Below are 13329 nucleotides of genomic sequence, written 5' to 3'. Positions count from 1 at the left end.
CAAGCCGCTAGAGTTGGCACAACTGATATATCAGATGGGAGATGCGGCGCCAATCCGCCGCCAGCATAATCGGCCGAACAACAGGCCAAACAACCAGCGGGAGCGGGGCATGCGTTTACAGGGCAAGAAGGCGGTGATCACGGCGGCGGCCCAGGGCATCGGGCGGGCGACGGCTGTGGCCATGGCGCGCGAGGGCGCCGAGGTGATTGCCACCGATGTGAATGCCGAGCGGCTGGCCGAGCTGAACAGCCTGCCCGGCATCCGCACCACGCAACTGAATGTGCGCGATCCGGCGGCGATTGCCGATTTCGCCGCCCAGGTGGGCGCGGTGGATGCGTTGTTCAACTGCGCCGGCTTCGTGCATCACGGCACGATCCTGGATTGCAGCGAAGCCGATTGGGATTTTGCCTTCGATCTGAATGTGCGGTCGATGTTTCGCCTCACCAAGGCGTTGCTGCCGGCCATGCTGGAGGCGAAACGCGGCGCCTCGATCATCAACATCTCGTCGGGCGCCTCCTCGGTGAAGGCTGCCGCAAACCGGTTCGTTTACGGCACCACCAAGGCCGCCGTGATCGGGCTGACCAAATCCATCGCGCTGGATTACATCCGCCAGGGCATCCGCTGCAATGCGATCTGCCCGGGCACCATCCAGTCGCCATCGTTGGACGATCGCATCGCCGCGCTGGGCGAAAGCGTGGGCGGCGCGGAAAAGGCCCGCGAAATGTTCGTCTCCCGCCAGCCCATGGGCCGGCTTGGCACCGCCGAGGAAGTGGCCGCGTTGGTGGTGTATCTCGCATCGGATGAGGCGGCCTTCACCACCGGCGCCGTACACCTCATTGATGGCGGCTGGACGCTCTGATATGCCATCGGCTGATGGCAACGGATTCGCAGATTGATAAACGACGCGGCCGCCTGGTGCTGGTGGTCGGCCCCAGCGGCGTGGGCAAGGATAGCCTGCTCGATGCCGCGCGCGCGGCGCTGAAGAACGATCCCGCCGCCGGGCCCGGGGTGGTGTTTCCGCGCCGGGTGGTAACCCGCGCGCCCGGGCTGCCCGGCGAGGATTATATCGCCATGAGCGAAGCCGATTTCGCAGCCGCCCAGGCGCGTGGCGATTTCGCCCTGCACTGGCCGGCCCATGGCCTGCATTACGGTATCCCGAAACAGATCGAGGCGGATCTGGCCGCCGGCCGCGAGGTGGTGGTGAATGTGTCGCGCACCGTGCTGGACGATGCCCGCAAGCGCTATCCCGGCCTGCTGGTGCTGCTGATCAATGCCAGCCCGGATATCCTGCGCCAGCGCCTGCTGGGCCGTGGCCGCGAAAGTCCGGCCGAAATCGAGGAGCGCCTGCAGCGCGCCGCCGCCTTCACCCTGAGCGGCAGCGATGTTGTGCGACTGGACAATGACGGCCCGCTGGCCGAGACCGCCGCCCGCTTCGTGGACCTGCTGAAGCGCCGTCCGCAATAAGAAAAAATCGTTATTTTATATTTTTATCGATATTTCTTGCCTTTTAAAATATGATGACCATCATATTATGGCAACCAATCCCCAACCCTAAAGAAACCCAGCCCTAAAGAAGCCCAGCCATGCCTCAGCCTTCCCTGCCTACAGCCCGGCGCCGCCGTGGCAGCCAGACCCATGATGCGCTTTTACAGGTGGCCGCCCGGGCGCTGCGGGCCAGGGGACCGGAGCGCGTTGGGGTGCAGGACATCATGCGCGAAGCCGGCCTCACCCATGGCGGCTTCTATGCCCATTTCGCTTCCAAGGATGCGCTGATCGCCGAGGCCATCGACACCATGTTCGCCGATAGCCGCACCCGCTTCGATGCCCGCCATGGCGACAAGAGCGGCGCGGAATGGCTGGCCGCGCGGATGGAAAGCTACGTATCGGCAAACCACCGCGACGACCCCGGCAGCGGCTGCCCGATCACCGCCCTGGGCGGCGAGATGCGGCATCTCTCGCCGCCAGCCCGCGCCGCTTTCGATGCCGGGATCAAAACCCTGCTCGGCCGCCTGACCAATCATGGCGGCGGCAATGCCGAAGCCGCCCTGTCGCTGCTGGCCGAGATGGTGGGCGCCATCACGCTGGCACGCGCGGTGGCCGATCCGGATCTGTCCGACGCCATCCTGCAGGCCAGCAAAGCGGCCCTGCATAAGCGGATCGAAGCCCTGCACGGCGAGACCCCCAACACCGCGGTGCGGGCATGAACGTCGCTGCTTCCGCCGCCAAGCCTGCGCCCTCGCGCGTGGAGCTGATGCTGACCGCGCCGATCTTTCAAACCCTGCTGCGCCTGACCCTGCCCACCACGGCGGCGATGCTGGCCACCGCGATGGCGGCGGTGGCTGAAACCGTCTATGTCGGTCGCCTGGGCGTGGAACCGCTGGCGGCGATGGCCCTCACCTTTCCGATGGCGATGCTGATGCAGATGATGTCGGCCGGCGCCATGGGCGGCGGCGTATCCTCTGCGATCAGCCGCGCCATCGGCAGCGGCGACATCCCGCGCGCCCATAGCCTGGCCTGGCATGCCTTGGCCATCGCCACATTGGCGGCGGTGATCTTCATGGTGTTTTTCTGGAGCCTGGGGCCGCTGATCTATCATCTGCTGGGCGGCCGCGACGGCAGCCTGCAACAGGCCCTGCTCTATTCCAACACGCTGTTCAGCGGCGCGCTGGCAGTGTGGTGGTTCAACATCCTGGCCTCCATCCTGCGCGGCACCGGCAATATGATGACACCCTCGCTGCTCACCATCCTGGCGGCGCTGCTGCAAGTGCTGTTGGGCGCCGGCCTGAGCCTGGGATTGCAACTCGGGCCGGTGCAATTGCCACGCCTTGGCATGCCCGGCCTGGCGCTGGCGCAGATCGCGGTGTTTGCCGGCGGCACCTTTGTGCTGCTGTGGTATCTGCGTTCGGGCCGTGCGCGCCTGACCCTGCGCCTGCGCGGCCTGCAACTGCAACGCCGGATGTTCATGGATATCCTGCGGGTGGGTGCGGTGGCCTGTTTGTCGCCGCTGCAAACCGTGCTGACCGTGCTGATCTTCACCGGCCTGGTGGCGCGCTTCGGCACCAACGCACTGGCCGGCTATGGCATCGGCGCACGGCTGGAATTCCTGCTGGTGCCGATTGCGTTTTCCATCGGCGTGGCCAGCGTGCCGATGGTGGGCATGGCCGTGGGCGCCGGCAATATCAAGCGCGCGCGCCGCGTGGCCTGGACCGCAGGCGCCATGGCCACGACAACCCTGGGCATCATCGGCCTGATCGTGGTGCTGTTCCCCGATCTATGGGCCCGGCTGTTCACCGACGACACCGCCGTGCTGGAATCGGCGCGCAGCTATCTGGTGGCGGCCGGCGCGGGCTTCGGTTTTTTCGGCACCGGGCTTTGCCTGTATTTCGCCAGCCAGGGCGCCGGCCATATCGTGGGCCCGGTACTGGCCGGCACCTTGCGGTTGATCGTGGTGGCACTGGGCGGCTGGTGGCTGCTGAGCATCGCCGCTCCGGCCTGGACATTATTCGCACTGGCGGGCTTTGCCATGGCGATCTACGGCCTGGCCACGGCGGGCTTCGTGTATTTCACGCGCTGGGGGCGGAGCTTGTGATATCGGGCGCTTCATGCTGTTCTGCGCCCGCAAAAAACGGGAGAGAAACATGCCGAACCAGCCACGCTTACTGCAACCCATCGCCCTGCGCGGCATCACGCTGAAAAACCGCATCGTGGTATCGCCGATGTGCCAATACGCCGCTCAGGATGGCGTGGTGGGCGAATGGCACAAGGTGCATCTGGGGCGCTTTGCCATGGGCGGCGCCGGCGCGGTTTTCGTGGAGGCCACAGCGGTTGAGCCGCGCGGCCGCATCACCCATGGCGATGTGGGGCTGTGGACCGACGAGCAAGGCAAGGCGCTGAGCAACGTGGCGCAGACAATCAAGCAGCTTGGCGCAGTGCCGGCGATTCAGTTGGGCCATGCCGGCCGCAAGGCCAGCGTACAGCGCCCATGGTTTGGCAATGGCCCGCTGCAGCAGGCCGATATCGCGCGCGGCGACCGGCCCTGGGATGTCGTGGCGCCCAGCGCCGAACGCATCAGCGATGCCTGGCTGCTGCCGCATGCCTTGGAGCCCGCCGAACTGGATGCGATGGAAGAAGCCTTCCGCATGGCCGCCCAGCGTGCCGTGGCGGCCGGCTTCGGCTTGCTGGAAGTGCATATGGCGCATGGCTATCTGCTGCACCAGTTTCTTTCGGCGCAGACCAACAAGCGCAGCGATGCCTATGGCGGCGACCTGGCCGGGCGGATGCGGTTTCCGCTACGCGTGGCCCGCGCGGTGCGTGCGGCAGCCGGCGATGGCTTGCCGGTTTTCACCCGCATCTCGGCGCAGGAACCGGCCGATGCCGGCTGGACAATGGCCGACAACCTGGCGCTGGCGGCGGAATTGAAAGCCATCGGCATCGATGTAATCGATTGTTCCACCGGCGGCCTGGGCGGATCGGCCACGGCGCAGCCATTGCCGCGCAAGCCCGGCTTTCAGGTGCCCTATGCCGCTGAGATCCGCAAGCAGGCCGGTATCCCCACCATGGCGGTGGGCCTGATCCTGGATGGGCCGCAGGCGGAAGCGATCCTGGCCGATGGCAGCGCCGATCTGATTGCCGTGGGCCGCGAATTCATGCGCGATCCCAATTGGGGCGTGAATGCCGCATTGGCCCTGCAACAGGAAAATGGCTGGGATGCCTGGCCCGAACAAAGCGGCTGGTGGCTGCGCCGGCGCCGGGTGGATGCCGGCTGAAACGCAGGCTTACATTTCCCGGAAGGCGTTGAAATCGTAGGCCCAGGGCGTGGAGCCATCGGCGGTGATCTGGCCGATCAGCACATCGAAGCCCTGGGTGAAATCGCCGCTGCCTTCCCAATAGAGCGTGCCGGTATCCTGCTGATACACGAAGCCGGCCTCGCCCAGATTGGTGCCGATACGCGCGCTGGCATCGGCCACCATGCGGATATTCTGGTTGTCGATCAGATCGTCGGCCAGCACGAAGGCATTGCCGGTGAGCTGCATCTCGTTGTTGGTGTCGAAGGCGATCCGGTCGCCCGCGCTCATATCCATCACCGTCACCACATTGCCGGCGGTGCTGGCGGTGAACACGAAACGGTCGTTGCCCAGGCCGCCGGTGAGCGTATCGGTGCCGCCGCCGGCGATCAGGAAATCGGCGCCATTGCCGCCCTGCAGGGTATCGTCGCCGGCGCCGCCGAATACATAGGCGGTCTGGTTGCCGGTGATGGTGATGTTGTCGTTGCCGCTACCGCCGGTCACCGTCTCTACATTGCTGACCGTGATCACATTGGCGCCATTGGCCAGGGTGAGCGTATCGGTGCCCGCCCCCAGATCGTATTCGCCGCCATTCACCGTATCGGTGAGGGTGACTGTGTCGGCGCCGCTGCCGCCGATCAGGGTTTCGATGCTGGCCGCCGTGAGCGCGCCGCCGGCATTGGATAGCGTGATTACATCATCGCCCAGACCGCCGGTGATGGTTTCGATATTGGCGATGGTGAGCGTATTGCCGCCATCGGCCAAGGCCAGGCTATCGTTGCCGGCGCCGAGATCCACGCTGCTATTGGCCGCCAGGCTGGATTGCAGCGTAACCACATCATCGCCGCTGCCGCCCACCAGGGTTTCGATGCCCGAAAGCGTGATCGCGTTGCCGCCATCGGCCAGCGTGACGCTGTCGTCGCCGCCGCCGCCGGTAAGGGTTTCGATGCCGGAAACCGTGATGCTCTGGCTGGCATCATCCAGCGTGACATGATCGGCGCCGGCACCGCCCACCAGGGTTTCGATATAGCCCACGGTGATGCTGTTGCCGCCATCAGCCAGCGTGACGATATCGGCGCCGCTGCCGCCCAGCAGGGATTCCACATTGCTGATGGTGAGCATGTTGCCGCCATCGGCCAGGGTGAGGCTGTCGTTGTCGGCGCCCAGATCGATATGGCCGGCCAGCAGGTTGCTATCCAGCACGATGCTGTCGGCACCCGCACCGCCGGTCACCGTCTCTACATTGGCCAATGTGGCCAGATTGATGCCATCGGCGAAAACCAGGCTGTTGGCGCCGGCCAGCAGATCGATAAAGCCGGTATCCAGCGCGCCGGCCAGGGTGATGGCATCGTTGCCGCTGCCGCCGGTGATGGTTTCCACATTGGCGAGCGTGAGCGTGTTGCCGCCATCGGCCAGCACCAGCACATCATTGCCATCGCCCAGATCGATCTCGCCGGCCGTGGCCGTGGTCAGCAGGGTTACATGATCGCTGCCCACCCCGCCCAGCACGGTTTCGATATTGCTCAGCGAAACGCTGTTGCCGCCATCGGCCAGCGCCAGGCTGTCGGCACCCGCTCCCAGATCGATGCCGGCATCCGCCAGCGTGCCCGCAAGCGTGACGATATCGCTGCCTGAACTGCCGGTGATGCTCTCCACATTGGTGAGATGCACGCTGCCGCCGCCGCTGCCCAGATACACATGATCGTCGCCGCCGCCGAGATCGAGATAGGCATTGGCCGAACCGCTGCCCAGATAGATCACATCCTCGTCGGCGCCGCCCACCAGGGTTTCGATGCCGTTGATGGTGAGCGTGTTGCCGCCATCGGCGAGGATCAGCTTGTCGGCGCCGGCACCCAGATTGATGCTGCCGCCATCATAGGTCATGGCCAGGGTGATGATATCGTCGCCCACGCCGCCGATGATGGTTTCGGCGTTGGCGAGCGTGAGTATGTTGCCGCCATTGCCCAGCGTGAGGCTGTCGTTGCCATCGCCCAGGTCGATCTGCGCCGAGGTGCCCAGATTGGTGAGCAGCACGATGGTGTCGTCGCCGCTGCCGCCGGTGAGGGTTTCCACGCCCGATACGGTGATCTTGTTGGTGCCATCGGCCAGGGCAAGCGTATCGTTGCCGGCGCCGAGGTCGATCTTGCCGCTGCTCAGCGCGGTTTCCAGCACGATGCTGTCGTTGCCGCTGCCGGATTCGATGGTTTCCACATTGGCGATGGTGACGCTGTTGCCGCCATCGGCCAGCACCGCCTTGTCGTTGCCGCCCAGCAGATCGATGCGGGCATTGGTGAGCGCGGTGGCGTAGGTGACGCTGTCGGCGCCGCTGGCCCCGGTGAGGGTTTCGATGGAACTGACGGTGAGGGCATTGGTGCCCGCCACCAGGGTGATGATGTCGTCGCCGCTGCCGCCGACGATGGATTCGGCCGCGCCCACGGTGGCGCTGTTGCCGCCATTGGCCAACACCAGCGTATCGAAGCCGGCGCCCATCAGGAAGCTGCCGCCGCTCACCGTGCCGGTAAGCGTGACCGCATCGGCGCCGCTGCCACCCACCAGGCTTTCCAGCCCGGAGACGGTGAGCGTGTTGTCGCCATTGGCCAGGGTGAGCTTGTCGGCGCCATCGCCGAGCGCGTATTGGCCGCCATTCTGCGCGGTGGCCAGGCGGATCGTGTCGTTGCCGGTGCCGCCGGTCAGCGTCTCGATGCCGCCGATGGTGATGTTGTTGGTGCCATTGGCAAGAGTGAGGCTGTCATTGCCATCGCCCAGCAGATATTGCGCATTGCCCTGGGCCTGCAGCAAGGTGATCGCATCGTTGCCGCTGCCGCCGATCATGGTATCCACGCCGCTGGCCGACACCGTGTTGCCGCCATTGGCCAGGGTCACCTTGTCGTCGCCCGCGCCCAACGCAACCGAGCCGGCGGTGAGCGCCGTGGTGAGAACCAGCACGTCGGCGCCGCTGCCGCCGGTGATGGTTTCGATATTGCCCAGCGTGACGGTGTTGCCCTTGGCGGCCAGTTCCAGGCTGTTGGCGCCACCGCCCAGATCCAGCGCGCCCTTGATGCTGGTAATGAAGGTGATCGCATCGTCGCCGGACCCGCCGATAACGGTTTCCACATTGCTGAGCGACAGACTGTTGCCGCCATCGGCCAGTTTCAGGCTGTCGTAGCCGGCGCCGAGATTGATCGACAGGCCATTGGCGGCCGAGGCCAGGGTGATGATATCGGCGCCCGAGCCGCCGGTAAGACTTTCCACATTGGCGATGGTGAGCGTGTTACCGCCGGCCGCCAGGGTGAGCGCGTCATTATCGTCGCCCAGATCCACCAGGCCGGTCACGCCGGCGCGGAAGGTGATGATATCGGCGCCATCGCCGCCGGTAAGGGTTTCCACATTGCCGATGCTGAGCGTGTTGCCGCCATCTGCCAGCTTCAGGCTGTCGACGCCATTACCAAGATCGATGCTGCCCTTGGCCAGGGCATTGGCCAGGGTGACCAGATCGGCGCCGGAACCGCCGGTGACGGTTTCGATATTGCCGAGCGTGACGCTGTTGCCGCCATCGGCCAAAGCCAGGCTGTCGGCGCCATCGCCGAGATCGAGGCTGCCGCCATTCACAATGCCGGTGAGCGTGATGCCATCGTTGCCGGCGCCGCCCACCAGGCTTTCCACATTGCTCAGCGTGAGCGTGTTGATACCATCGGCCAGGATCAGCGTGTCGTTGCCGCCGCCGAGATCGAAGCTGCCGCCCTTGATGCCGCCGGTAAGCGTGACGATATCGGCGCCCGATCCGCCCAGCACGCTTTCGACATTGGAGAGCGTGAGCGTGTTGCCGCCATTGGCCAGCTTGAGGCTGTCGGCGCCATTGCCGAGATCGAGGCTGAGGCCATCCACGGTGTTGCCCAGCGTGATGGTATCCGCACCGCTATTGCCGACGATGCTTTCCACATTGGTGATGGTGACCGTGTTGACCCCGGCGGCCAGGCGCAGGGTATCCTCGCCATCGCCGAGATCGATCGAGGCCGCGCTGCCCAGCGCCGCGGTGAGCGTGATGTCGTCGTCGCCGCTGCCCGCCACCAGGGTTTCCACGCCGGCCAGGGTGAGCGTGTTGCCGTCATCCGACAGCACCAGCTTGTCGGCGCCATTGCCAAGATCGATGCGGCCGACCATCGCGCCCGAAAGCGTGACGCTATCGTTGCCGGCGCCGCCCGTGAGGGTTTCCACGCCCGACAGGGTTACGGTGTTGCCGCCATCGGCGAGCGTGAGCTTGTCGTTGCCGCCGGCAAGATCGATGCGGCCGGTGATGGATTCCGCCAGCGTGATGGCATCGTCGCCCTCGCCGGCCACCAGGGTTTCCACGCCCGACAGCGTGAGCAGGTTATTGCCATCGGCCAGCGTGAGCGTGTCGTTGCCGGCGCCGAGTTCGATCCGGCCGCGCACGGCATTGAGCAGGGTGATATCGTCGTTGCCCGCGCCGGCGACGATGCTTTCCACATTGGCGAGCGTGAGCGTGTTGCCGCCCGCCGCCAGGGTGAGTTTGTCGTTGCCGGCGCCGAGATCGATGCTGGCGCCATTCACCGTGCCGCTGAGCGTGATGGTATCGGCGCCGCCGCCGCCGATGATGGTTTCGGCACCCGCAAGCGTGAGATTGTTGCCGGCGGCCGCCAATGTAATGCTGTCATTGCCCGCGCCGAGATCGTATTGCCCGCCCATCACGCCGGAAACCAGCGTCACGCTGTCGTTGCCGCTGCCGGTGGAAAGCGTTTCCACGCCGGCCAGGGTTACGGTGTTGCCGCCATTGGCCAGGGTAAGCGTGTCGTTACCGGTGCCGAGATCGATCCGCGCAGCGGTTTGAGCATCGGTATAGGTAACGACATCCGCCCCGGTGCCGCCGGTGAGGCTTTCCACGCCGGTGACGGTGACGATGTTGCCGCCCAACGCCAGGGTAAGCTTGTCGGCGCCGCCGCCCAGATCGATCTGCGCACCGCTGATCGCGCGGCCCAGGGTGATGGCATCGTTGCCGCTGTTGCCGGTGAGCGTTTCCACATTGCTGACCGTGAGCGTGTTGGTGCCGGCGGCCAGGATCAGTTTGTCGTTGCCGGCGCCGAGATCGACCTGGCCGCGGCTGATGGCCGCCGAGAAGGTGATCGTATCGGCGCCCGCGGCCGAGGTGAGTGTTTCCACATTGGCCAGGGTGAGCGTGGCCGATTGCATGAGTGTGAGTGCATCGTTGCCGGCGCCGAGATCGATGGAGGCGCTGGTGGAAAGCGCATCGGTGATGGTGACCACATCGCTGCCGGTGCCGCCGCTGATGCTTTCCACATTGCTGAGCGTGGCGATATTGGCGGCATTGCCGAAGCTGACCTTATCCGCCCCGGCGCCGAGATCGATATTGCCCTTGAAGCTGCCATTCAGGCTGACCAGATCGGCGCCCGTGCCGCCCATGATGGTTTCGGCATTCACCACGGTGATGGCGTTGCCGCCATTGGCAAGCGTGAGCTTGTCGGCACCCGCGCCCAGATCCACATGCATCGCCGTGACGGCATTGCCCAGGGTGATGGTATCGTTGCCGGCACCGCCGATCAGGGTTTCCAGATTGGTGAGGGTGAGAAGATTGTTGCCCTTGGCCAGCATCAGCTTGTCGGCGCCGCCGCGCAGATCGATGCTGGCGCCATTCACCGCATTGCCCAGGGTAACGGTGTCGTTGCCGGCGCCGCCGACCAGGGTTTCGGTATTGCTGAGTTTCAGCAGGTTGCCGCCATCGGCCAGGGTGAGGCTGTCGTTGCCCGCGCCCAGATCGATACTGGCATTGGCCAGGGTGGTAAGCAGGGTGATGGTATCGGCCGCGTTGCCGCCGATGATGTATTCGGCATTGGCGATGCTGCCGGTATTGGCCAGATTGGCCAGTTGCAGCTTGTCGGAGCCCTTGCCGAGATCGAGATTGGCGCTGGTGGTGAGCGCGCCGGACAGCGTGATGGTTTCCGACGTGGCGCTGCCGGAAATGCTTTCCACATTGGCCACGGTGATATTGCTGCCGCCGGTGACGAGCGTGAGGCTGTCGCCGCCGCCGCCCAGATCGATGGTGGATTTGCCGGCGGTCAGCAGCGTGACATGATCGGCGCCGCTGCCGCCTTGCAGGGTTTCCACCCCGGCGATGCTGAGGCTGTTGCCACCATCGGCCAGGGTCAATTTGTCGTTGCCGGCGCCAAGGTCGATGCGGCCGCCGGATACCGTGGTGGACAGCGCGATGGTATCGGCGCCGGCGCCGCCGGTGATGCTTTCCACATTGGCCAGCGTGAGATTGTTGGTGCCGGCGGCCAGCTTCAGGCTATCCGCGCCGCCGCCGAGATCGATGCTGCTGCCATTGGCGGCATTGCCCAGCGTGACGGTATCGGCGCCCGAACCGCCGATGATGGTTTCCACATTGGCTACGGTAAGGCTGTTGCCGCCATCGGCGAGCGTGAGTTTGTCGGCCCCCGCGCCGAGATCGATACTGCCCTTGGCGATGGTGGCGCTGAGCGTGATGGTATCGGCGCCCGACCCGCCGGCGATGCTTTCGGCGCCCGCCACGCTGCCGGTATTGGCGGTGTTGGCCAGGATCAGCTTGTCGTTGCCGGCGCCGAGCGAAATCTGATGCGTATTGGTGAGCGCGTCGGTGAGCGTGATCGTATCGGCGCCGGAGCCGCCGATGATGGTTTCGGTGCCCGACACCGTGAGCGCGTTGGCGGCATTGGCGAGCGTGAGGCTGTCGGCGCCGCCGCCCAAAGCCACTTCGCCCTTGCCGGCAGCCGACAGCGTGACGTGATCGGCGCCCGAGCCGCCGGTGATGGTTTCGATGCCGCTGGCCGTGAGGCTGTTGCCGCCATCGGCGAGTTTCAGGCTGTCCAACCCGCTGCCCAGATCGGCCTGACCGCCGGAAACCGTGGTGGACAGCGTGATGCGATCGGAACCCGAACCGCCGGTGATGCTTTCCACATTGGCCAGCGTGAGCGTGTTGCTGCCATTGGCCAGGGTGAGGCTGTCGGCGCCGCCGCCGAGATCGATGCCGCCGCCATTCTGCGCATTGGCCAGGGTGATCTTATCAATGCCGCTGCCGCCGGTGATGGTTTCGATATTGGCCGCGGTGATGCTGTTGCCGCCATCGGCCAGGATCAGCTTGTCGGAACCGCCGCCGAGATCGACGCGGCCGCCGGAGATGCTGGTGGAGAGCGTGATGGTATCTGCGCCGCTGCTGCCGGTGATGGTTTCGGCATTGCCGACGGTGAGCGTATTGCCGGAACCGGCCAGCGTGAGGCTGTCCTTGCCGGCACCGAGATCGATGCTGGTGCCCGTGGATGCATTGGTGAGCGTGACGCTGTCGTTGCCGCCGGACCCGATAACGGTTTCCACCTGCGAAAGACTGACCACCGCACCGGGTGCTGCCAGGGTGACGCTATCTGAACCGCCGCCGAGATTGAGCTCCATCTTGCCGGCGGTTGCCACCGTGAGGCTGTCGGCGCCCGAGCCGCCGGTGATGGTTTCGATGCCGCTGACCGTGAGGCTGTTGCCGCCATCGGCGAGTTTCAGGCTGTCGATGCCGGCGCCGAGATCCACGCTGCCGCCGGCCATGGTGCCAGACAGGGTGATACGGTCGGCACCGGAGCCGCCGGTGATGGTTTCGGTATTGGCGATGGTAAGCGTGTTGCCGGCGCCATTCAGCTTCAAGCTGTCGGCGCCGCCGCCCAGATCGATGCTGGGGCCGGTGGCCGCGCTGGTGAGCGTGACCTTATCGGCGCCGGAACCGCCGATGATGGTTTCGATATTGGCCAGGGTTACGGTGTTGCCGCCATCGGCCAGGGTGAGTTTGTCGTTGCCGCCGGCGAGATCGTAACTGCCTTTGGCGACCGTGGTGGACAGCGTGACATAATCCGCGCCGCTGCCGCCCAGAATGGTTTCCACATTGGCCACCGCGAAGGTGTTGCCGCCGCTGGCCAGGGTGAGTTTGTCGTTGCCCGCGCCAAGATCGAGCTGGCCGCCATTGAAGGCGGTGCCGAGCAGGATGGTATCTGCGCCGGAGCCGCCGGTGAGGCTTTCCACGTTGCGCACCGTGGCGGTGTTCTTGCCGCCCTGCAGCAGCAGGCTGTCGCTGCCGCCGCCGAGATCGAACAAGGCGCCGGATACCGGGCTGGTGATGGCGATGGAATCGTTGCCGGTCCCGCTGGTCAAGGTATCTACCTTGCCATGGGTCTGGCTGAAGCCATCATCCCCGAGAGTGATCACCACCGGCACGACTTACGCTCTCCTTCTGAGACGCAATCCGGCTCCTGCGGACCGGATTCACCTGGTTGCTTCCGCACCAGATATCGCAAGCCCCATGCCATCCATTTCTGGCGGCGCTTTTCCCTGGCCTGCTAGGTTGAATTTCGCCGATTTTGGAGAAAACACAAGAGGCTATTAACCCTGGCGCGTGGTGGCGATCACAAACCCGGCGGCCGGCCATTTTGGCCCGAATCGGCAAAAAATGCCGGGGCAGAAGGTGTTTTTCCGGATATAAGCGCAGGAAAACAATGATATT

General features: G+C 65.2%; 6 protein-coding genes. 5 read left to right on the top strand and 1 reads right to left on the bottom strand.

Annotated features, from left to right (window positions below; genetic code table 11):
- Nucleotides 1-109 precede the first annotated feature (109 nt).
- The 5 genes from KF827_RS04610 (at nt 110) to KF827_RS04590 (ending at nt 4766) form a co-directional block, all read left to right on the top strand.
- Nucleotides 110-859, top strand: coding sequence for an SDR family oxidoreductase (locus KF827_RS04610; protein WP_291000930.1), 750 nt, complete (start codon nt 110-112; stop codon nt 857-859).
- A 14-nt stretch (nt 860-873) separates the two neighbouring features.
- Nucleotides 874-1464 (top strand): phosphonate metabolism protein/1,5-bisphosphokinase (PRPP-forming) PhnN, encoded by a 591-nt coding sequence (phnN, locus tag KF827_RS04605; protein ID WP_291000922.1) that lies wholly within the window; start codon nt 874-876, stop codon nt 1462-1464.
- Between the two features lie 119 nt (nt 1465-1583).
- A complete protein-coding gene (locus KF827_RS04600) occupies nt 1584-2204 on the top strand; it encodes a TetR/AcrR family transcriptional regulator (protein WP_291000919.1) in 621 nt (206 codons plus the stop codon).
- Entirely contained in the window at nt 2201-3589 is a 1389-nt protein-coding gene (locus tag KF827_RS04595) for an MATE family efflux transporter (protein WP_291000916.1), read from the top strand. The genes KF827_RS04600 and KF827_RS04595 overlap by 4 nt, the downstream gene beginning before the upstream one ends.
- A gap of 49 nt (nt 3590-3638) precedes the next feature.
- The gene (locus KF827_RS04590; protein WP_291000913.1) at nt 3639-4766 is read left to right on the top strand and encodes an NADH:flavin oxidoreductase/NADH oxidase; all 1128 of its coding nucleotides are present in this window, start codon (nt 3639-3641) and stop codon (nt 4764-4766) included.
- A 9-nt stretch (nt 4767-4775) separates the two neighbouring features.
- On the opposite strand, the gene KF827_RS04585 is transcribed toward KF827_RS04590, so the two are convergent.
- Complete coding sequence (locus KF827_RS04585) at nt 4776-13043, bottom strand: hypothetical protein (RefSeq protein ID WP_291000911.1); 8268 nt, start codon at nt 13041-13043, stop codon at nt 4776-4778.
- Nucleotides 13044-13329 lie beyond the last annotated feature (286 nt).

The sequence above is a fragment of the Ferrovibrio sp. genome, assembly GCF_019636075.1.
Lineage (GTDB): Bacteria > Pseudomonadota > Alphaproteobacteria > Ferrovibrionales > Ferrovibrionaceae > Ferrovibrio.
This window is presented reverse-complemented; position numbering and strand designations above follow the sequence as displayed.